Annotated in this window: 18 protein-coding genes; 17 read left to right on the plus strand and 1 reads right to left on the minus strand. The window is 47.5% G+C overall.

Annotated features, from left to right (window positions below; all coding sequences use genetic code 11):
* Window positions 1–80: 80 nt before the first annotated feature.
* The 14 genes from ACAN54_RS12795 to ACAN54_RS12860 all read left to right on the plus strand — a co-directional run bounded on the left by ACAN54_RS12795 (window position 81) and on the right by ACAN54_RS12860 (window position 16,126).
* Window positions 81–1,208: a deoxyribonuclease IV gene (locus ACAN54_RS12795; RefSeq protein ID WP_379155012.1), complete on the plus strand. Its 1,128-nt coding sequence runs from the start codon at window positions 81–83 to the stop codon at window positions 1,206–1,208.
* 48 nt (window positions 1,209–1,256) lie between these two features.
* Entirely contained in the window at window positions 1,257–2,153 is an 897-nt protein-coding gene (gene purU, locus ACAN54_RS12800; RefSeq protein ID WP_379155015.1) for a formyltetrahydrofolate deformylase, read from the plus strand.
* 245 nt (window positions 2,154–2,398) lie between these two features.
* Window positions 2,399–3,175 (plus strand): CpaB family protein, encoded by a 777-nt coding sequence (locus tag ACAN54_RS12805; RefSeq protein WP_379155018.1) that lies wholly within the window; start codon window positions 2,399–2,401, stop codon window positions 3,173–3,175.
* Between the two features lie 20 nt (window positions 3,176–3,195).
* Window positions 3,196–4,260, plus strand: coding sequence for a CpaE/TadZ family protein (locus ACAN54_RS12810; protein WP_379155021.1), 1,065 nt, complete (start codon window positions 3,196–3,198; stop codon window positions 4,258–4,260).
* The gene (locus ACAN54_RS12815) at window positions 4,257–5,813 is read left to right on the plus strand and encodes an ATPase, T2SS/T4P/T4SS family (RefSeq protein WP_379155024.1); all 1,557 of its coding nucleotides are present in this window, start codon (window positions 4,257–4,259) and stop codon (window positions 5,811–5,813) included. The genes ACAN54_RS12810 and ACAN54_RS12815 overlap by 4 nt, the downstream gene beginning before the upstream one ends.
* A gap of 17 nt (window positions 5,814–5,830) precedes the next feature.
* A complete protein-coding gene (locus tag ACAN54_RS12820; RefSeq protein WP_379155027.1) occupies window positions 5,831–6,880 on the plus strand; it encodes a hypothetical protein in 1,050 nt (349 codons plus the stop codon).
* A 16-nt stretch (window positions 6,881–6,896) separates the two neighbouring features.
* Window positions 6,897–7,766, plus strand: a complete 870-nt coding sequence (locus tag ACAN54_RS12825; RefSeq protein WP_379155030.1) for a hypothetical protein — start codon at window positions 6,897–6,899, stop codon at window positions 7,764–7,766.
* Window positions 7,767–7,971: 205 nt separating this feature from the next.
* Window positions 7,972–8,184 (plus strand): hypothetical protein, encoded by a 213-nt coding sequence (locus ACAN54_RS12830; RefSeq protein ID WP_379155033.1) that lies wholly within the window; start codon window positions 7,972–7,974, stop codon window positions 8,182–8,184.
* Between the two features lie 5 nt (window positions 8,185–8,189).
* A complete protein-coding gene (locus ACAN54_RS12835; protein ID WP_379155036.1) occupies window positions 8,190–8,333 on the plus strand; it encodes a hypothetical protein in 144 nt (47 codons plus the stop codon).
* A 15-nt stretch (window positions 8,334–8,348) separates the two neighbouring features.
* Window positions 8,349–8,729 (plus strand): hypothetical protein, encoded by a 381-nt coding sequence (locus ACAN54_RS12840; RefSeq protein WP_379155039.1) that lies wholly within the window; start codon window positions 8,349–8,351, stop codon window positions 8,727–8,729.
* Window positions 8,730–8,749: 20 nt separating this feature from the next.
* A complete protein-coding gene (locus ACAN54_RS12845; protein WP_379155042.1) occupies window positions 8,750–9,247 on the plus strand; it encodes a hypothetical protein in 498 nt (165 codons plus the stop codon).
* 30 nt (window positions 9,248–9,277) lie between these two features.
* Entirely contained in the window at window positions 9,278–9,871 is a 594-nt protein-coding gene (locus ACAN54_RS12850; RefSeq protein ID WP_379155045.1) for a hypothetical protein, read from the plus strand.
* A gap of 5 nt (window positions 9,872–9,876) precedes the next feature.
* The gene (locus tag ACAN54_RS12855; RefSeq protein WP_379155048.1) at window positions 9,877–12,162 is read left to right on the plus strand and encodes a hypothetical protein; all 2,286 of its coding nucleotides are present in this window, start codon (window positions 9,877–9,879) and stop codon (window positions 12,160–12,162) included.
* A 64-nt stretch (window positions 12,163–12,226) separates the two neighbouring features.
* Window positions 12,227–16,126 (plus strand): glycoside hydrolase family 78 protein, encoded by a 3,900-nt coding sequence (locus ACAN54_RS12860; RefSeq protein WP_379155051.1) that lies wholly within the window; start codon window positions 12,227–12,229, stop codon window positions 16,124–16,126.
* A gap of 107 nt (window positions 16,127–16,233) precedes the next feature.
* Here the strand turns inward: ACAN54_RS12860 and ACAN54_RS12865 are convergent, their stop codons facing one another.
* Window positions 16,234–16,998: a hypothetical protein gene (locus ACAN54_RS12865; protein ID WP_379155055.1), complete on the minus strand. Its 765-nt coding sequence runs from the start codon at window positions 16,996–16,998 to the stop codon at window positions 16,234–16,236.
* 470 nt (window positions 16,999–17,468) lie between these two features.
* On the opposite strand from ACAN54_RS12865, the gene tkt reads away from it, so the two are divergent.
* The 3 genes from tkt (at window position 17,469) to ACAN54_RS12880 (ending at window position 21,583) form a co-directional block, all read left to right on the plus strand.
* Window positions 17,469–19,517, plus strand: coding sequence for a transketolase (tkt, locus tag ACAN54_RS12870; RefSeq protein WP_379155058.1), 2,049 nt, complete (start codon window positions 17,469–17,471; stop codon window positions 19,515–19,517).
* A gap of 34 nt (window positions 19,518–19,551) precedes the next feature.
* Window positions 19,552–19,869, plus strand: coding sequence for a pyrimidine/purine nucleoside phosphorylase (gene ppnP, locus ACAN54_RS12875; RefSeq protein WP_379155061.1), 318 nt, complete (start codon window positions 19,552–19,554; stop codon window positions 19,867–19,869).
* A gap of 238 nt (window positions 19,870–20,107) precedes the next feature.
* On the plus strand, window positions 20,108–21,583 hold the full coding sequence (locus tag ACAN54_RS12880) for a M14 family zinc carboxypeptidase (RefSeq protein WP_379155064.1): 1,476 nt from the start codon (window positions 20,108–20,110) through the stop codon (window positions 21,581–21,583).
* The last annotated feature ends 79 nt before the right edge of the window (window positions 21,584–21,662 follow it).

Genomic DNA, 21,662 nt, shown 5'->3' on the forward strand with positions numbered 1-21,662 from the left:
GCACATGGAGCTTGCCTAGATTTATTTTCCCGATCACGGTAGAATAAGGGTTAATTCGTGAAGGAAAGAGGGAAAAAAGCATGCTGAAAATAGGTTCACATGTGTCCTGTGCGGACAAGGGTCTCCTGAGTGCGGCCAATGAAGCCAATGAGTACGGATCGACCTCATTTATGATATATACAGGTGCGCCGCAGAACACGCGCCGCAAACCGATTGAATCGATGTATCCCTCTGAGGGCAAGCTGGCGATGAAGGAGAACGGTGTGGAAGAAATTGTAGTCCATGCCCCCTATATCATCAACTTGGGTTCCTATAAGGAAAGCACATTTCAATTGGCTGTTGATTTTCTGCAGGAGGAAATCCGCCGTACCCATGCGCTTGAGGTGAAACATATTGTACTCCATCCGGGAGCATACACAGACAAGGATGCTGAATACGGCGTGCAGCGGATTGCTGATGGCCTGAATGAGGTGCTTGGCGGTACTAACGAGACGGAAGTGCATATTGCACTCGAAACGATGGCTGGTAAAGGAACAGAGGTGGGCCGCAGCTTCGAGGAAATCGCCTCGATTATCGACAAAGTCACACATAACGAGCGGCTGTCCATCTGCCTCGATACCTGTCACATTCATGATGCCGGATACGATATTGTCGGCGACCTGGATGGTGTGCTTCAGCAATTTGACCGGATCATTGGCCTGAACCGGCTGGGTGTCATCCATATTAATGACAGCAAAAATCCGCGCGGGGCAGGCAAAGACCGCCATACTCCTATTGGCTCAGGATATATAGGCTTTGAGACTATCAACAAGGTAGTTCATCACGAAGCTCTTGCAGGTCTGCCATTCATTCTGGAGACGCCTTGGATCGGAAAAGATCCGAAGACACTACGTCCAATGTATGAAGTGGAAATTGCCTTGCTGCGCGGGAATGTAGTTGAACGGTTTGGAGCAGAGTTTCTGAATGAGGTTGAGCAGCTGCAAGCTTTTTTTGCCAAACAGGAGCTTGATCCCCGCCAGTATGTGCTGAATGTATGGGAATTGCTGAAGAACGATGCCAAAGCCAAAAAGGCTGATCCGCGTGAGCCGCTGGAACGTCTGTACGATATGGTTGCCGAGGCCCAGTTATTTTCGCAGCTAAGCGAGGAAGCCATCAATCAGAGGCTTATTGCCTGGCTTGCAGGCAAGCAACTCTTAGTGAACGCTTAAGTCACCCTATAGATTACGCAACGTAGATGAGAGGATGGAAAGAGAATTATGGAGTTGCATGTGAAAAGAGATCATTCGTCAAGCGGACAATACCCGGACCGGGCACGCATGCTCATCTCCTGTCCGGATGGTCCGGGAATTGTAGCCGCAGTATCGCATTTTCTGTACCAGCATGGCGCAAACATTGTTCAATCGGATCAATACACCATGGACCCGGATGGCGGAATGTTTTTTATGAGAGTGGAGTTTGATCTGCCCAAGCTGGATGAGCGGATTGATGAGGTGCGTTCCATCTTCGGCGGGGTTGCTGAACGGTTCAAGATGGACTGGCAAATTTTTAGTGTTAGCCACAAGAAGCGGCTGGCTATCTTTGTGTCCAAAGAGGACCATTGTCTGGTGGAATTGCTCTGGCAGTGGCAGGCAGGGGATCTCGATGCAGATATCGCACTGGTTGTCAGCAACCACACGGATATGCAGGCCTATGTGGAATCCTTCGGCATCCCATTTCATCATATTCCGGTCACAGCAGACACCAAAGCGGAAGCGGAGCAACGCCAGCTTGAGGTCATCGGGGATGATATTGACGTGATTATTTTGGCGCGTTACATGCAGATTATCTCACCGTCGTTCATAGAACATTACCGCCACCGGATCATTAATATTCATCATTCGTTCCTTCCTGCATTCGTTGGGGGCAAGCCCTACGCACAGGCCTATCAGCGTGGGGTCAAAATCATCGGCGCAACCGCCCACTATGTTACTGAAGAGCTGGACGGTGGTCCGATTATTGAGCAGGACGTGCAGCGGGTCAGCCATAGTGATGACGTGAATGAACTGAAACGTATCGGACGCACCATTGAGCGGGTTGTTCTGGCCCGGGCGGTCAAATGGCATATCGAAGACAGAATCCTTGTCCACCATAATAAGACAGTAGTATTTAATTAATGACTTTACTCCGGTGAATATCAGCAGCCTTGCCCGCATATGGGCAATGTCTGCGGTTCACCGGATTCCTTCTCCGGGCGGGATTTCACTCCCGCAGTTAACCTCAAGCTTAGAAACCCCACATTGATAATCTAATACTTTTCTCAACTATTACAGGTGAAAAAGCATTTTACCGACATTTTGGCGCACTATGCCAAAGTGTATTTTGTCATGTCCACTATTGCATTAATAAGGGGGTAAGAAGTGTGGCTTCACAACGGGGACATTTGTTAAGACGCAATTATTTGTTGGCTATTCTCATTTTGGTTATTGGCTTCGGTGGTCTGCTTGGCTACGATCTCTACTTCAAGCCATATGTCTTGTCGCAGACTGTAGTGAAGATCAAAGTGGCTCAAGACAGCTTTTTGCCGAAAAATTATGAACTTAAGCCAGGCGATCTTTATCTGGATTCTGTCCAGACCAAGGACATTCCTTCAGGGGTAATCACGGATATCAGCCAGGTGGAGCATAAGATCACTAATGTGAATCTGACGAACGGAAGTATTCTGACGGCATCTCTTGTGGATGTCAGTGATCTGGAGCCGCAGCAGGACGAGGGGATTTTTCCGATTCCCAAGGAGGCGATCTATGCGATTAACGGTTCACTGCGCAGCAGAGACAAGGTGGATATTTATCTGGTCGAAGGGGACACGGCGAACCCCGCCCGGCGAGGCGGCTACGAATCAACAGCTGCGAGTAGTGAAATCTCAGGAACAGTTGGTTCAACAACGGGGATAGGAGACAAAGACTCAGAGCCTTCCGTACTCCCGCGCAGGGTGTTTCTCACCGGTGTGACTGTTAATTATGTGAGAACTGAGGACAACAACGATGTCCAGGATTCCGATAACGGCAACACGAACAACCGCTTCACCTCGACCGGCAAAGTGGCAACACCCGAACTGAAGTTGAAAAAAAGTGACGGTGAACGGCTGGGGCAATATTTGGAGCAAGGCAAAAAGCTGTGGATTGTGCGCGTTGAGTAAGAAGGAAGGAGGAGAATGAAATGAAAATATTCAGTTATGGGATGGATCAGCTCACCATCAATGAGATTAAGCTTGCGGGGTTTACGGTAGTTACGCAAAATGTCCTGCCTGAGCCTTCCCAGACTCAAGGGCAGCTGCTGATGGTTACAAGCGAACAGGTACCCTTTTCAGGCTTAAGTGAACTGCGGCAGGGATATCCGGGCTCCTCCATATTATATATTTACCGGCAAAAGGGGGTGAGGAGCTATCAGGCGATTCATATGTTATGTGAAAGTCTGGGGATCTTCTTCATCCCGCCACGGGCGACCACTTCGGCGATTGTGGACAAGCTTCGCTTCATTCTGGAGGAGGAGCGCGAAGGGAGCGGCAATCTTGTCGGATTTTTCGGCTCTGGCCCAGGCATCGGCTGTACGAGTATAGCCAAACTCTTTGCCCGGCGGATTGCTGCTGCGGGGCAACGTGTGATTCTGCTCGGACTTGATCTGTATGATCCCGGATTCGACCGTAAGACGGCCATCAGCCTCGACCGGCTTCGTCCCCGGTTGACTGGTAAAATGCTGCAGGCAGCGGATTTTGATGGATTGGTTAAGCAGGAGGGTTACGCCTATCTGCCAGGTAACTTCGATTATTTAAGTGTTCAGGATTATCAGGAAGAGGAGATTGAATATCTGCTTGCCCAAGCTGCTGAGAATGCCGATGTGGTGATTGCTGACTTTGGGTCTATTCCAGAGAGTGCGGCATGGTATGTGGGGATGCACAAATCCGCTCTGCGCATGATGGTTACGCATCCGAAGCATGAGTACCGCCTTCAGCCCCTTATGGAGCTTGCCGGTCATATGGACTTGCATCCGCAGGATTTCCAGTGGATCATCAACCGCAGCAATGTGGAGGAAATGAGCTCATCCAAGAATCTGGCGCTCCGCTTCGGCAGTGAGATTTTGCTTGAATTGCCCTATTACCAGCCACTTCAGGACAGTCTTCCACTCGGCAAAAGAGAGCTGCAGCAGGTGGACGACAAGGTTCACGCATTGCTCGTCTCAATCGGCCTGGCACCGGAAACACGAAAGAAGGGGATCTTTCAATGATTGAATACCGGGATGAGGCGTGGTTGGAGAAGCGGAGCGAAGCACAGCCGCAGGTTCATGTTCGGGGGATTGACACGGATCTTGAACAGGTTCATAGGGCGGTTTGGCTGCCGAATCCTCAGGACAACCGCAGGCTGTTCTCCCTGAAGCGAAGTGTGCTGAGTATCAGCAAGCCGGGCAAGGAGGAATTTTACGGGTTTCTGCAAAAAATGAAAAGCGACATGAACGCCGAGCTGGAGCGTGAGGATGATGGTTATTTTGAGCTTAATGCAAAGGCACTGATTGGTGATCCACAGGCCGTCAGCTTTTTCATGAATGAGATTGAGAAATATCTGCGCAAAACACCGTTTACCGGCAAAGTGCCGGAAGCATACGGAACAGCAGCAGAGGCGCTGTTTCACGAATGGAAGGGATTTGGACCCGCTTACCGCTGGTTCACTGACCGGTCCTATAGCGAATCTACCGGGCTGCAGATGATTGGACGGCAGATATTTTACAACCATCATGGGAAATTTGTGGTGTATCCCTATGAGATGCCTTCACTGGACCGGGTAGAACAGCTCAAACGCTCCTTGCTGAAAAGCGATCCCAATAAAAAACTCAACAAGGATAACCCCTCAGTAGAGTTCAAAATGGATGATCCCCTCTGGCCCGGCCGCTTCATCCGGCTCGCGATCTGGGTGTCGCCCAGAGTGTGGGAAGGCTTCACCACGATCTCGCTGCGGCGGCAGGTGGTAGAGTTCCTGGACCTTGAAGATCAAGCCGGCACTGAATGTATTCCCGCAGAAGCCATTGAGTTGATCCGCGCACTGTCGGGTACATTCCGGAATACCATTATCGCCGGTGCGGTCGGATCAGGAAAAACCACCTTTGCCAACACGATTGTCGGTGAGCAGTTGCTCGGTTCTTCTTCCTGCATGGGGGTTGTGATGATCGAGAAGCATCCGGAGTCGATTCTACCGTATCAGATCAAAGGACACCGGATTATTCCGATTCAGGCAGCCAACGAGGAATTGATGGAGGTGGGGGTGGAGTCGCTGCGGCATGACCCGAACATTCTCTATATGACAGAGATGCGTTACAACGAATGGGAGTTTTATCTGTGGAGCGGCGAAAAGGGCTATGACGGGATTACGGGAACCTTTCATACAGTGGATTCGGAGGATATTCCATATCAGGGTGCTTTTGCGGTATCCACAAGGATCGGCGGGAGCCTGAAGGGGCATCTGATCTCTGCGCTCAAGTCCTGTGAACTGGTGTTTATTCTCGAAAGTGTAGCTGACGGCAAAAAGCGGCTGGCGCGGATCTCCGAGGTTTATTATGACGAAGCCGCCAACTCTGTATTCGCCAATGATCTGATGCGTTGGGAAGATGAACAGTCCGCATGGAGTTATAATGACAAGCTGACGACTGGCCTGATGAGGAAGATGAAGAAGAAAAATCCGCGTGCATCACGGGTGCTTTTGCAAGAGCTTGGGCATCTGGCTGCGCTGAAACCGATGGACGGACCACTGAAAGAAAGTCTCAAGTCAAAGATTGTCCTGAACGAATGAAATGAGGGGGAGAGCTTGTGGAACTGCTGCTATATGTGCTTCAGGTTGCCTTTCATTTATTGATTGCCGGTGGTCTGTGGCTACTAGTAAAGCCGCTCATTGAGAGGCATTTAAGGCAGTTTGGACAAAAGATCGACCAGCATATGAGCCTACGGATCAGTCTTTTTGGTAAAAAGGTCAGCACGAATAAAAAGCGGAGGTGGCTGTACCGGCATTTGGATGATCTGCTCTACTTTTCTAAGCGTAAGTATGAGCCGGGAATTAGTGTCACGCGTTTTGCGATTCGCACGTTGTTTCTCTTCAGCGCAGTGTCTCTCTCCGGATTGCTGACCCTAACTGAGCTGCCTGGGCATTTGAGTCTCAACAATCCGTTTTTGGAGGGCATCAGCTTCGATGATCGGATTCCGGTTCAAGGAAGTTGGCGCTTTCCGCTCTTTGTTGCAGTTATTGCAGCCAGTATTCCCTATTTGCGGACGAGATACCTCTATGCGCAGCGCAAGGTACGTGGAAGCTACGATCTACTGGATGTCATCAAAATTGCGACCAAATTCACTCATCTGTCGGTAGACTCGATTTTAACCAAAACCGCTGAACTTTTAACGAAAGATAATGTGCTGAAAACTCCGCTGAGACTGCTGGGAGCCTCCTTCTCCAACTATAGCAATGAGCGGGAGCTGACACGTGAGGCAGAACGCTTTGCGGGGGCAATTGGTACTACCTTTGCGGTGGAATTTGTCTCGGATTTGCTCTACTGCGAGAAAGAAGGGACCCGATATCTGAAGAACACACTTATGATGCTTAGCCGTTCTATGGAGCAGCAGCGGGAGACTATTCTGACCGTGAAGGCGGGCAGCAGGGATGCGATCAGTCTTGGGCTGTACGGTAATCTGGTGGTTCTTGTGTCTTCTGTGGGAACGTTTATCTACATGCTGAAGCCGGATGTTTATATAAAATTGCAGTTTCAGACTACGGTTGGATTAACCTTTTTGATGGTTATTATTGCCGGGCTGTTCATCTCTTTCATGATCAGTACCATACTCGCCAGGCCAAAGCTGGACTACCACTGAGGTGATGAATTGAATTATGGATAGACTTTTACTTTTGATTGCCGTACTGGGAATTGCATATCTCTCGTTGCTGGTTTTTGTGAGCAGCAGCACTAGACAGGAGCGTTATCTTCTTCAGGTGGGTAGCAGGTGGAGGTTGCTTGGGGAGCGGCTGCATAATGAGCGGCTGCAGCGGCTTCTGAATAACAGCGGTCTAGCCATTTCCGCAAGCAAAATCACACTGTTCCGTTATTCGGCCGCACTGATCTACATACTTGTTCAGATTGCTGGCGACTTTCTGCGCTCGGAGCCGTTTTCCCTTTATGATCTGCTTGTTGCTGTTCTGATCCTTGTGATCACCAGTCCCTTAAGATATCTTCCGCTAGGGTGGCTACTCGCTTGGCTTCATCAAAAGACACTTATTCAAAAAGACGGCGAATTAATCTCCTTCATACGTCTCTATGAAAATAACCGGCTGCGCAAGCGGGGCTATATGCAGTTTGGAGCTTTTTGCGCCGGAACGGCCGGACATTTCAACTACATCCGTCAGGATCTGTATGAGCTGTCTGAGCGGGCAGTAGACGAGGGGACCGAGCGGGCAATTGAATGGTTCTGCGGCAAATTCCCGGACAACCACGCTTTTATCAACGATATCCGCTCTATTCTGCTCGCTACGGAGGGGATGGACGACGATACGGAAGCTGCTAATTATTTGCGGGAGCAAGGCAGGATCATTTCCAAGATCTCCAGTGATCAATATTTGAAAAAATGGTCATTCATCGGAGATATCTCCACCATCATCAACGTGATTCCATCTATCGCTACCTTTCTGATGATAGTGTCGCTGGCAATGCAGTACATTTTGCTGATCAAAGGGAATTTCAATGGGGTGGGGATGTTTCAGTGATTTTGCGGTCCAGCATCTATCAATTGCATCGAATGAAATTTTTGTTAAGATCTCGAATTGGCTAAGTTGCTTGATTCTGCTCCTTGAGATCGCAACAATAAATGTCCAACTAACGCGGTCCAGCATCCATGAATTGCATCGATTGAAATTTTTGTTATATTCAAGAATCTTTTAAAAATATAAAATGAATAGGGAGATATTAACAATGAAAAAAGACGCCATTTCTACTGGATTGTTCATCGCTATCGGATTCCTGTGTGTTGCCATCGTAATTGCCATTTTGATTCCAGTTGTTCGGGATGTCATTAACGCCACAGACGACAACAGACCGACAATACCGGGTGTAACTATGGTTCAACCGATAGAGTCCGTACCATCAGCTATACTTGCTCAGACCCAGTCCCATATTTCGGTCTAATCACGATGAAGAAAGATTCCATCTCAGTCGCAATGTTTCTGGCCATCGGGTTTGTAATTGCGGGCATGTTCATCGCAGTGGCAACGAATATTATCGGCAGCAGTCAAGATGATATCATCACACACACCAAACAAGTCGAGCAGTATTAATAGGGGGCGTAAGCATTGAAGGCTACCGTTCTCCGGGCATTATTCTTGTGGCTTGTATTGTTCATTATCCTGCAGCCGATCTTCACTTACATTGATTATCTGCTCGATTTGCAGGTCAAGGCTAATACCTCCTATATTACGCAAAAAGCGGCAACAGAGGGGATGGTTACAACTTCAATGAAAAGTGAAGTCATCTCTAATCTGATGGCAGTCGGGTTTCCTGAGGGCTCTATTCAAATCACAAGCAGAACAGACACCGTACAGGAACGCAAACAGCGGATGGATGTATACATCTCAGCACCACGGATGAATCTGTTTCCCTATAATTTTTCTGGCACGGCCCAGCCTACACGTTATTATGGCCACGGGTCGATCATGAGTGAGTATCTCGACTGATTAAGGGATGAAGCTAATCTATGGATTATATTATTAAGCTGGCGTTTGTACTGCTCATCTTTATTTACTCCTGGTTTTTTCAGATTCAGAATCAGGAATGGGATACGCTGCGCAGCATGTTGAAAGATGCCAATAACATTGCTGTTCATGATGCTTCACAGGAACTGAATGAGTCCGCGCGTGCACAAGGACGTCTGATTATTGATCCTGTTGAAGCTGTTGCGACCTTCCGGCAATCTCTGCAGGCTAATCTTGGGCTGGACGACGACCTGTCTCCTCTGACGGGAAGTCGTCTTCAAACCCAAGTAAGGATCGTAAAGTTCGATATTATCGATCAATCCAGCGGAGTTACCTTTCCTTTTCTCTACGAAGACAGCAACTATGGCATTACCAAATACATACAAGGCCCTTCCGTTGTTGCCGTCATTGAGACGGCCCATCCAGTGCTGATCTCCCGTGCGAAAGTGCAGGAGGCCATTGTTGTACCAGCTGTACAGGAGTATAAGATGAATGATTAATCAAACAAAACAAATAGGGGGATTTTGAAAATGAAAAAAACAATGATGAAAGCAGTTTTGGCAGCTGCAATGTTGGTTGGTTCGATTTTAGGTCAAGTGGGCTCTGTTCATGCAACAACCGCAAAACCAACAGCAGCACCAATTATGAGAGATAATCTCTCCAAGTATGGATTAGTGAAAGATGTGGAGTTGCCTGTGACGCTCACAGCCGGAGGATTGAGCTACACGCTGGAGAAGATTATGATTTATGATATTAAGTCCAAAGATGCACAAGCGTTGATTAAGAAATATGGATATACGGGGACAGGAAACTACTTTGTTTGGACAAAAATAATAATAGAAAATAAAGGGGGAATTCCGATTGAACAGTCTGCAAACAGTCCTGATCCTAAATGGAGATTGTCTTTAACTGATGGTGGTATTCTTGCTGAAACTATGCCGAGAATAAATGTGAAAAAGAAAAATAATAAGGAAGCTATATGGGATTGGAGTTTAAAGCCAGGAGAAAAATTAACTACGTATCAAGGGCTTATGTATTCAGGAACAAAATTTGACCATTTTGTGATTTGGCTAAATATCAAAGGAAGTAAAGCAGAGAAATATATAGTGAATCGTGGGGAGTAGGGGGGATGAAAAGTAAGATTGGTCTGATTCTTCTGAGCTTCTCGCTTATATTTTCATTCTTCAACTGTTCTAACACACAGGCAGCTAGTACAAAGTCGGCTACCGTAAGCTTACCAGTTACAAATGGATTGACAGGATCAAATAATAGCGCGAAAAGCTTTTATTTGGATCTACCAAGTGGCATCAGTGCTTCTTTGGTCTCAACAAGTAGTTTAAAGTACAATGGGAATAATGAAGTTATAAGTCTAGCTATCGAAAACGGCAAAATAAAAGCTACACTTAAGGGGAAAAGCATCACAGAAACCATAAGTAATGTTCAGGGATTTGATGGGAGTTTCCAACAACCATTTAGTACGACTCCAGGGAATTCCATTTGGCTATATTCGGATGGACGACGTTGGCAGATTAATGACTACAATGCAACAACGAATACAATGGACTCCTTTGACTTAAATGCAGATGATAGGAAAACACCATCCGAAAATCCGCCTAAAAGATTGGTTACAACCAAGTCTAATTTGACAACAACTGGACTGGAGTGGTTTTACAATTCATCAAATGTAGTGATTGATTCAGGAGCAATTATTCAGTCATCAGTGCGAGTTTTAGAGTTTTCTAACAAAGATATCAAGAAAACTGCAAATATATCAAAAGTGTATTTTAAAGACCAACGAATACTCATTGATTATTACATTCCGGAATCTCAAAAAGGTCTTTTAGATACTATTTATCGTGCTGAGCCTGATGATGGACACCATGATCTTTCCGGACATGCGGAAGGCCGGCGGTATCAAGTAACCGGCTATTACTACTATTTGGCTGACGCAAAGGTGACGTCATATAGTTACTCTGGATCAATAAGCTTTGACTATTCCCTACCAACCGAACCAACCTTAGACGGCAGCGTAGCCGTTGTGAGTCCCAGCCCGAATCCTGCGAAGGATGAGGGTAAGGACATTCCAGTTACGCTGAAGATCACCGGTGATCTGCTGGCCTACACGGATAACTCTAATATCATGGAGTGGGTATTCTACGCTAAGGAATCGGACTCTTCAGCGGTCAGCACCAAGAAGGACGGCACTAAGGTACTAGCCAGCTCAAGGGCGTTTGATAATTTCATCATTCCGAAGGCGAAGTTTGCTGGAGGCGACTTTGAACAGGAATATACGGTAACGGTCACCGTTCGTTTTTCAAAACCAGTGATTACGTCTGCTGGGAGCATTACCTCACTGAGTAAAACAATGAAAGCCAGGGTGGGTGTTTCTAAAACCCCGGCAAATAATCCGCCGCCTTCCGGTAGTAATAAGCCGCCTGTAGCAGTATTGGATATCCCGGACTCTGTGATGGCCGGTGAAGAGTTTTTGGTATACGGCAAAAATTCATATGATCCGGATGGTAGAATCGAGAATTACAAATACGCTACGCCAGGAGCCATGGATACGGTCACGGGGGAATACGGATTCACCTGGTATCCATTATCAGAGATAGACAAATGGAAGTCGATCAATCTGCGTGTCACAGACAATGATGGTCTATCTGCATCTACCTCTGCTAAATTGGAGGTCAACGCTCCCATACCAAGGGCAGCTATAACCATCCTGGGGACTAAGAAGGAAAACCGTAAAGTTACCCTACATAATGCCAGCCATAATCCGGCTGAACACTTTCCAATTGTCGATGCGAAAACAAGATTTACCATCGAGGCGGTTTCAGGCGGAACGGCAGCGGACATCAAGTATAGTGGAACGCTGAATGGTACAGATGACAAAGATGTGGTGTTCAAAAAGGCGGGAACCTACAAAGCTACGATCTATGTCGAGAATAATGTAGGGTATTCGGATGTGGCAAGTATTACTTTTGATATTGTTCCAGATGAACCACCGGTCGTCTATTTTGCGGCACCAAGCAAGATATTCCGCGACCCGACGAACGGGAATATAGCTCCGGCATCGTTAATCGATATGTCGTTTTCACCGGATTATGATTTTATCGGCCACCGGAAATGGGAATATCGCTATGATGCAGAGAATGATGGAGACTTTTCGAATAACGCCTGGACTACATTTAGTGATGCAAATCTCAGTACGTTAACATTGTCGCTTACCAGAGTCGGGAAGTATGAAGTAAGGCTTACTGCCACAGAAGAGTTTGATCAACCCACCATGGATGAATTTGTCACAGCGGCAGATCGGAGATCGAGGAATTCCTATAACAGCGTTCCTGCGCAGCCGTTAGCCGAACGAGTAATTGAAGTCTATAACCGTGCTCCTGTAGTGGATTGGACGTGGTAGAGCCCAGAAGAATAAGAACGAAAAACGATTATGTTTCACGTTCGGATGTGGTAGGGGGAAACAAATGAAATTTTACATGAAAATAGCGTTAACCTTAGTACTATTCGGTGCAGCTTTGCTCTGGGTTAATCTAATACCTAATAAAGCCGCAGCAGCTGGCGAAATCATTGAATACAACGAGTATACTTCTCCAGCGAGAAGCTATGTTGCGTCCCGCCCGGCCGCCAATTATGTGGGTGATCCCGATTGGTATGCAAGTACAATGTATGTCGATATGCCATCGAATACTTTTAAGGTGAAGTGGAATCAGGTAACACATTTCCTCTATGTTGATATGAGCAACAGCTATTTGCCAACAAGATGGGAAAGTTATCGGGAAGCACTTGGAAATAGCCCTAAAAATGCTAACAAAGATAGGGCATATCATGGGCATTATCCGGTATGGAGTCAGTCTTTAGAAATAGTTTACAAGGATGGTACAGCAGAAACTATTGCGAATCTAGGGACAGGCTATGGGGGAACAGCATTTGCCAATGGAGATTTGTCTGGATACGCCAATAGCCTCGTCACATCGTATCTAAAAGATGATCCGATGAAGTATCACCCATATATTATGTATTCGAACCCTTCTTATGGAGGCTATTTTGATTGGAATTCATATTCCATCATTCCGCATTCTGAATATCTTCAATATTATACTGATAAAATTCCTGTATCTTTAAGATTGACCGTAAACTTTGCTGAATATTACGTAACGTATGACGCCCTTAACTATAAAGGTACTGTTCATTATCCATATGGAATGTCGGATGTACAGATAATTCCACTCACCACGAACAAGAAACCCAATATCACACTTACTTCTCAACCTAACCAGACGGTGATGAACGATCCAGGATTTAGTACTTTTAACGTGGAAGGGTACGTACAAGATGTGGATAATGACACCGTGGACGTCATTGCGGAGATCCCTAACGTGTTCTATAAAAAGATCTCTATAGCCAGCACAGGCTCCCCGAAAAATTTCAGCATTCCTATTGATGTGCTCAGTGAGGGAATTCCACCGGGAAACTATACGGTCAATGTGAAAGTGGTCGATCCCTTTAATTTTTATGCGGAAGCGTCAACTTCTTTTTCGGTAACGAACCGGTTAAGGAATAAAGCCTTTTTCTTGATTAATACTCCAATTGACATAGGGACTTCCTATTCAGACTATGAAAATGACAGCAAATACGCCGAGCGTTACCGATATGATCAGGACCCATCTCTATTCGATAATTCCATGGGAATGATCCCGGACAGCGGACTATGGCGCAGTAGCAAGTATCCGTCTTTCCCCTATACTGGAGCGTATACAGCGATCTTTCAGGCTAGAGACAATCCGGATGCGGACAACCGGCTGGATGCCTACCGTCTTTGGAGTCGGGATAACCTGTCGAGCATGACCTTTATGATTCACCGCAAACCAGTCGCCTTATTTACGGCCAAGCTGGTGAATGGCTCGCTGCAGCTCACAGACAATTCTTACGATCTGGATCATACGACTAGCCCTACGAAGGGGCTAATCACCTGGCAGTGGCAATGGCGAAAGGTTGGAGATCAAGTGTGGACCGAGGGCCAGCCCCCAGCGCAGCTGCCGACAACCAATCCGTATGAGATCCGGCTGCGGGTTAGGGATATGGATGGTTCCAACGGTATTGGGGTGTGGAGTGACTGGATGAAGCAGACTGTAGGCAGTCCAAGCAATCTACCCCCGGTCGCCCTGTTTACCGTTGATCCGCTGAACGTCTCTTACCGAAAGACGGCTACGGTTATAGATAAGTCGTTTGACCCGGACAATGATCCGCTGGACATCTATAGCTGGTCTATCGTGAAGGATGGATGGAATCAAGTGTGGTCCTCCTACGGTGGTGTCGTTGCTCCTCCGAATGTGGCTTTATATGGAGTTGGTTCGTATCAGATTAATTTACAGGTGCACGATAACCGCGGGCTTTGGTCAGGGGTGTACAGCCAAACCGTACAGGTAATCAATCACCCGCCGAATGCAAGCTTTACGCTGCCTAACGAGGTATATCGAGACACGGTTATTACCCCAACCAACCTTACCCCGGATCCGGATGAAGACGGGGATAGCCTGCAATATGGTTGGTACACACGCCTGAACAGCGACCCTTACAACTGGGCAGGGAGCAAGCGTACGCAGCCCTTTACAATCAGTAATGTTATGGCGAATTATGGGATTACCGCTAAAAAAGCGATTTCGGACGGCTGGGAAATGAGGCTGAACGTTACCGATGGAAGTTTGACATCCTATGCGACTCAGCTGTTCAGTGTAAAAAACCATATTCCAACGGCTGCGATTACCGGACCCTCAGTCGTATATCAATATGACAGTCATACCTTTACATCGGCAGATGATGATGAGGACTCGGCCGACCGCAGCAGCCTGCAGTATTACTGGCGAGTTACCGGGAGTGACGGCAAAATAACGATGTTCAATACCGCTAATATGAACCAGACCTTCGATGAAGTCGGTACCTATACTCTCGAGCATTGGGTGGTTGACCAGATTGGAGACAAATCGAATATTGCAATACTCAAGGTGATGGTTGCCGAAAATCTGCCGCCAAGCATGACTCTGACTTCACCTGCAGGGACGATTAACAATCCTACAGTTATTGACGCAGAAAAAGAAGGAGATCCGCTGATCAAATGGACTTACTCCGATCCGGAGAGTGATCCGCAGGAAAACTACCGGCTTGAGTTTTTTACGAAGAATGGACTTCTGGCCAAAACCGTGGAGAATAGCGATAGTACGGGGGGCATTCGGCAATATCAGCTGCCTAATCTATCACTCGAACGATTTTTGCTCTACACGGTTCAGGGGCGCGCTTTTTCAAAGCGGAAGTGGTCGGATTTTTCGAACGAAAAAGCATTCATCATTGATAACCCGCCGGAGCCGGGCTTTACCCTGATGACTGATACGGGCAAAAATGCAGCAGCCGATCCTATCTACCGTACAGATGTTGTGCATATCCAGAGTACCGCCTTAGATGAAGACACAGTGAAGGGGGACAGCATCACCCATCAATATTTTCTGAAGGCTTCAGGCGGGACGGAGGGGCTGGCGAATACGCAGGGTTCGTTCACCAAGCAATTCAGCTCCAACGGCACTTTTAGTGTGCGGCAGAGGGTCACGGATTCACTTGGGCTGTTCCGGGAAAAGATACAGACGATCACGGTCGTGAATCGTATTCCAACGGCCAATATTACGTATCCCGCTGGCACCAGTCAGGCCGATTTCACGATTGTCAGTACGATAACCCCCATCATCAAATGGGAGTACGAGGATGAAGATAGAGATTTGCAGCAGCGCTACAAAGTTAGGATTATTAATCTGACAACAGGGGCTGTTGAAGTTCAGTCTGGAGAGCAGGCGACTAGCGACACGCAGTGGCAGGTACCGGCCAACGCCTTGGTGGAGAATCAGAAGTACGCAGCAGAAGTAGAGGTATATGACGGCTTCAATTGGAGCCATATCTCTCCTCGTAAGTACTTTATGGTCAATCTGCTTACAGTTATGGGTGGGGTACAGCATACAGCAGAGTGGAATGCGAACCGCCAAGCCTATAATTTGAATAAAAGCGGGAGTATGGAGAGTCCGCGAGGCTATAGTGTATATTGGGCGGGAGAAAGTTTTGTGCTCCAGGCGAATGCAACCGGGCTGCCGGATACGATTGTTGTAGTCATGTCTGGTGGGTACACGGCGCAGCTCAGTCCTACAGACAACAGCAAAACGCTGTGGAGAGGGGAATTGTATAATCCCACTTTTGAAAAACTGCCGGACGGCCCAGTTACATTTACGTTTACCGCGAAGAATGAATATAATACCAAAATAGATACGGTAACTGTTACCGTGCTGGGAGACTGGACAGAATACTTTCAGAATCACAGGGTCAAATAGAGCAGATGAGAATATACGAGTCTTAATTTGAGACGAATCATCTAATTGTGAATATTAGCTGTAAGGAATTTATTCTATGTAAGCATCCACGTGCGGAGCGAGGACGTTCAGACAACCTCTTCCGCACGTTCATCCTGCAGCCTCATCAATCTTGCCGCAACTGAAGCGGGAACTGCAGACCCGGGGGGATGTGCTCCAGAAGGATTTACTCCAGAGGTGTGTACTCCAGAAGTATGTCCACCAGAGGTATGCACTCCAGAAGGATGTACTCCAGAGGTATGTACTCCAGAAATGTGTACTCCAGAAGTATGTACACCAGAAGTATGGACTGTCATTCCATGCGTTCTGCGCATATAATAGGACAGCTTGCCGCTGAAGATTTTATGAGCGTACAAGGAGTCGGCGAAATCTTCGGGAGTCACGAAGCAGGAGGGTTTGGGTACCGGATGAACGGCAGACTCTTCGAATACTGAGGCGACAAAATGGGAGCAGAAATATGCGTCTTCCCGATCGATTTTCACATTCAGCAGGACACCGATCAAGCCTAACAAATGGTATTTGTAGCGATCCTGGTGCTCCATCATACCCTTCACGTGGTTATACATTTTCTCGTATTCTGCTTTGCTCACTCTTAGCCGATAGATGGCGCAGTCTGCCCTGTTATAAAAGGGGTGGATAAAGTCTTCGCGGATCAGTCCCGCAATAAAGGGGTTATAGGCTTTTTTTCGCCCGAAGCTGTAGACCTCGCGCAGTTCACTGTCAAAGGCAATCGAAGCATGATTAAGCTCGGCTTTGGTGAACCATTTAATGAGCCCGCTAAAAGCAGTGCCTGTCCCGGTAAGCACAACGTAAATATCGTGGTTTGCTGTCATTTTCGCGATCCCTTTCTGCAGGAAATATTGGATAACTTGGTATATCCGCTCACTTCAGTGATTCCATCTTACTGTACATTCCAGCATCGTAAAACGTACTTTAGTCTAATCCCGATACTGGACCAAAGCCTAAGTCGTAAGCTGGTCTAAGGTGTACTGCAGAACATTTGGAGGGATGCATATTCTTTTTTATATGGAATAAATTGTTTTTTGTTAAATTCATCATACTCTATATTTACTCTAGCAGTCGGTTCTTTTCATAGGACGGGCTGTTTTTGTTCTGTTGCTGTGAGAAGGGAGAGGCTCCAAGGGGCTCTGGAAACCTGATGAACTGATGTATATATCCGGCTGAAGCCGCAAAATATAAGCTGTTCGAACATAGGGTTTGCAAAAACAATTGGAAATGCTTCCACTTTAGTGATACAATAATAGTCAAAATGACATTCTTGAATTCGAGGAGGATTATTTTCATGACTGAACAGGCAAAAGAACAAGCAATCCACAAAAAAGAAAACTCCACAGTGGACAACCTGGCCATCACGACAATCCGTACGCTTGCTATCGATGCGATTGAAAAAGCAAATTCCGGACACCCGGGAATGCCGATGGGTTCAGCTCCAATGGGGTATCAGCTGTTTGCGAAGACTATGAATCATAATCCGGAGCACCCGACTTGGGTCAACCGCGACCGCTTTGTATTGTCTGCGGGACACGGTTCCATGCTGCTGTACAGCCTGCTGCACCTGAGCGGCTATGATCTTCCGATGGAAGAATTGAAGCAATTCCGCCAATGGGGCAGCCTGACACCGGGACATCCGGAGTTCGGCCATACTGCAGGTGTTGATGCTACTACCGGACCGCTGGGACAGGGTATCGGGATGGCAGTAGGGATGGCGATGGCTGAGGCTCAGCTGGGCGCTACTTACAATAAAGGTGAACACAATGTAATTGACCATTATACGTACGCAATCTGCGGTGACGGCGATCTGATGGAAGGGATTTCTTCGGAATCCGCATCGCTTGCTGGCCATTTGAAGCTTGGCAAACTGATTGTCATGTACGATTCCAATGATATCTCGCTGGACGGCAAGCTGAATCTGGCGTTCTCCGAGAATGTAGCCAAACGTTTTGAAGCCTATGGCTGGCAGGTACTGCGCGTTGAAGACGGCAACGACCTTCCTGCACTGGGCAAAGCTATTAGTGAAGCACAGGCCGACAGCAGCAAGCCAACACTCATCGAAGTGAAGACGGTTATCGGCTACGGCAGTCCGAACAAACAAGGTAAAGGCGGCCACGGCGGTACTCACGGTTCCCCACTGGGAGCAGATGAAGCCAAGCTGACGAAGGATTTCTACAAATGGGTATACGAAGAAAACTTCTATGTGCCTGATGAAGTCCGTGCCCGTTTTGCTGAAGTGAAGGAAAAAGGCATTGCAGCCAACAAAGCATGGGATGAGAAGTTCGCAGCCTATAAAAAAGCATATCCAGAGCTTGCAGCGCAGCTCGAAACCGCTCTGAAGGGTGAACTCCCTGAAGGCTGGGATGCAAATCTTCCGTTCTACAAAGCTGAAGACAAAGCAGTGTCCACACGTGTTGCTTCCGGTAACGCCCTGAACGGATTGACTGCTGGAGTTCCTCAGTTGGTGGGCGGTTCCGCCGACCTGGAGAGCTCGACGATGACCCATCTGAATGGTCTAGAGCAATTCACTCCGGATTCTTACGATGGCCGCAATATCTATTTTGGTGTACGTGAGTTCGGGATGGCTGCAGCGATGAACGGGATTGCACTGCACAGTGGTCTCAAAGTATTCGGCGGTACGTTCTTCGTATTCACCGACTACCTGCGTCCGGCGGTTCGTCTGGCTTCGATTATGAAGCTTCCGGTAACTTATGTGCTTACGCATGACAGTATCGCTGTTGGTGAAGACGGTCCAACGCATGAACCTATCGAGCAGCTCGCTTCCCTGCGTATCATTCCAGGTCTTACGGTGATTCGTCCGGCTGACGGCAATGAAACCTCTGCAGCTTGGGCCTATGCAATGGAAAATACTTCGAATCCGGTAGCGCTGGTGCTGACCCGCCAAAACCTGCCGATTCTCCAAGGTACTGTAGACGGAGTGCGTGATAACATCAAACGCGGCGGATACGTGGTTTCCGATTCCAAGAACGCTACACCGCAAGCACAAATTATCGCTACAGGCTCCGAGGTTCAATTGGCTGTGAAAGCACAGGCGGCGCTTGCCGAAGAAGGCATCGATGTCCGTGTCATCAGCTTGCCGAGCTGGGATCTGTTCGAGAAGCAGGATAAAGCCTACCGTGATTCCGTCATTCTGCCTGAAGTTAAAGCCCGGCTGGCGATTGAAATGGCGCAAACCTTCGGCTGGGAACGTTACACCGGCGATCAGGGTGACATCCTTGGGATTACAACGTTTGGCGCTTCCGCACCTGGCGATACTGTAATTAGAGAATATGGCTTTACGGTTGAAAATGTAGTCAGCCGCGTTAAAGCCCTGCTATAATAGATGGATTAACGACAAAGGGGAGAATAAGCAGATGAGTCAGTTCACCAACGCGACAATTCAAAAAGCAGCTAATATTTATTACGATGGAAAAGTTACCAGCCGTACAGTTACTTTGCAGGACGGCACCAAGGTGACACTCGGCATCATGCTGCCTGGAGTGTATGAATTCGGTACCGAAGGCCCTGAGACGATGGAAATTCTGTCCGGCGATCTAAAAGTACTGCTTCCCGGCTCAGACGTGTGGAAGGAAATTAAAGGTACGGACACCTTCCATGTTCCAGGTAACTCCAAGTTTTCGCTGGAAGTATTCGCATTAACTGATTATTGCTGTTCTTACCCGAATTTGTAATTCAAACCACAGGAATGTAAAGTGTCCCGGCAGCTTAGGCTGTCGGGACACTTTTTTTTGTGCAGGCCAATAAATCTACCAATTATTAATATTGACGATGTAGGTACATTCTCATATACTTCCTCTAGCTACCAGAGAGGCCAGCATGCCTCAAGCAGATAGAATGGGAGATGTGAATGTGATAAAGTCAGGATTTTGCAAGGAAATACATAAGGTTACGCTATTCTTATTCAGTTGTATGTTACTAGTCTCGTTATTCTTTATTACCGGACCTGTACAGGCATCGGCAAACATCGTGAACCCCAATCAGGTCTATTCCTATACGATAATGCAAAGGGATATTGATAGATTAGTGAAGCAATACCCTGACCTGGTTTCTTATGAATCGCTGGGACAGACTGCATACGGGCGTCAGCTGTTGGCTGTAAAGTTAGGGAGAGGGGAATCGGTGCTGTTTCTTAACGGCTCTCATCATGCCAGAGAATGGATGACAAGTTCCTTGTTGATGAAAATGATCGATACCTATGCTGATGCCTATATGAATAATGGAACAATCGGGGCTTATAATATACGCAGTTTGCTGGATGAAGTCAGCATTTGGATCGTTCCGATGGTGAATCCGGACGGTGTGACGCTGGCCCAACAAGGCACAGCGGGGTTGCCGGCGAATCTGGCCCAGACACTGCGTAAGTATAACGGAAATAGTACAAATTTCACCCGCTGGAAAGCAAATATGCAGGGAATAGACCTCAATCGTCAATATCCGGCAAGCTGGAATACGATTAAGAATGCAGCTAAGTATCCTTCCTATCAGAATTATAAGGGGCAGAAGCCGGGGCAAGCTCCTGAAGTGCAGATGATGATGGATTTCACCCATAAGATTGATCCGGAAGTTACGGTTTCCTACCATAGCTCCGGTGAGATCATATTCTGGCATTTCAATACCCTGAGCAGCAATCTGACTCGCGACAAAACAATGGCCCGGACACTTGCCAACCTGACAGGTTACTCTCTAGTGACTCCAGAGAAAAACCCTTCGGGCGGCGGGTATAAGGATTGGTTCATCCAAGAATATGGCCGTCCCGGGTTTACTATTGAGATTGCCAATTATGCCGGCGAGAGCAGTGTACCGTTAAGCCAGTTCAGCAGCATTTGGTCTGAGAATAAGCAGGTGGGGCTGTATACCGCGATGCAATCCTATTCACTATGGCTTAAGAAGCAGAAGGTGCAGTATCTTCAGCAATCCATGAGTCTCCTAGGGGGAACAGAGTTGTATCCTTCAATAGGAGCCTCAGTGGGCCATACCCAGCTGCAACCGCAAAAGATTCATGTTATTGCCCGGAAGGGGGATTGGTATCAGGTTCAGGCCAAGGAAGGTCTGGGATGGATTCATCCATCCCCTGGAAAGCTGACAATCATCGAGGAGATTACCGCAACTGCTGAATTAAAAGTAAGTTCACCCGCCTATAAATATCCGGATGCTTTCTCTCCTAAGGTGAGCATGCTAGCTCCGCAAACCGTCCAGGTATCAGGAAGATGGGGAACCTGGCTGCTGGCCTCTACCCCAAGCGGGAACTGGTGGATCGACGGGCGATTGGCAGAGCTCCAGTGGCCAATAGAGGAACCTGCGGCAACTCCAGCACCTGTGGCAACTCCAGCAACGGATGTGGAGACACCTGGAGAAATATCATCAGAACCTGCAATTACTCCATAAAAAGCAATCTAATTCATAACTGCTATAACTACAGAGTCCTGCTATTCAGCGGGGCTCTTTTGTACCTGTTCAAATTGTC

It is taken from the genome of Paenibacillus diazotrophicus (assembly GCF_042610465.1).

Excerpts from the sequence above, each read along its gene's own strand:
- ACAN54_RS12795 (WP_379155012.1), top strand. The coding sequence starts at position 81 with ATGCTGAAAATAGGTTCACATGTGTCCTGTGCGGACAAGGGTCTCCTG.
- purU (WP_379155015.1), top strand. The coding sequence starts at position 1,257 with ATGGAGTTGCATGTGAAAAGAGATCATTCGTCAAGCGGACAATACCCG.
- ACAN54_RS12810 (WP_379155021.1), top strand. The coding sequence starts at position 3,196 with ATGAAAATATTCAGTTATGGGATGGATCAGCTCACCATCAATGAGATT.
- ACAN54_RS12815 (WP_379155024.1), top strand. The coding sequence starts at position 4,257 with ATGATTGAATACCGGGATGAGGCGTGGTTGGAGAAGCGGAGCGAAGCA.
- ACAN54_RS12825 (WP_379155030.1), top strand. The coding sequence starts at position 6,897 with ATGGATAGACTTTTACTTTTGATTGCCGTACTGGGAATTGCATATCTC.
- ACAN54_RS12830 (WP_379155033.1), top strand. The coding sequence starts at position 7,972 with ATGAAAAAAGACGCCATTTCTACTGGATTGTTCATCGCTATCGGATTC.
- ACAN54_RS12835 (WP_379155036.1), top strand. The coding sequence starts at position 8,190 with ATGAAGAAAGATTCCATCTCAGTCGCAATGTTTCTGGCCATCGGGTTT.
- ACAN54_RS12845 (WP_379155042.1), top strand. The coding sequence starts at position 8,750 with ATGGATTATATTATTAAGCTGGCGTTTGTACTGCTCATCTTTATTTAC.
- ACAN54_RS12850 (WP_379155045.1), top strand. The coding sequence starts at position 9,278 with ATGAAAAAAACAATGATGAAAGCAGTTTTGGCAGCTGCAATGTTGGTT.
- ACAN54_RS12855 (WP_379155048.1), top strand. The coding sequence starts at position 9,877 with ATGAAAAGTAAGATTGGTCTGATTCTTCTGAGCTTCTCGCTTATATTT.
- ACAN54_RS12860 (WP_379155051.1), top strand. The coding sequence starts at position 12,227 with ATGAAATTTTACATGAAAATAGCGTTAACCTTAGTACTATTCGGTGCA.
- ACAN54_RS12865 (WP_379155055.1), bottom strand. The coding sequence starts at position 16,998 with ATGACAGCAAACCACGATATTTACGTTGTGCTTACCGGGACAGGCACT.
- tkt (WP_379155058.1), top strand. The coding sequence starts at position 17,469 with ATGACTGAACAGGCAAAAGAACAAGCAATCCACAAAAAAGAAAACTCC.
- ppnP (WP_379155061.1), top strand. The coding sequence starts at position 19,552 with ATGAGTCAGTTCACCAACGCGACAATTCAAAAAGCAGCTAATATTTAT.
- ACAN54_RS12880 (WP_379155064.1), top strand. The coding sequence starts at position 20,108 with ATGTTACTAGTCTCGTTATTCTTTATTACCGGACCTGTACAGGCATCG.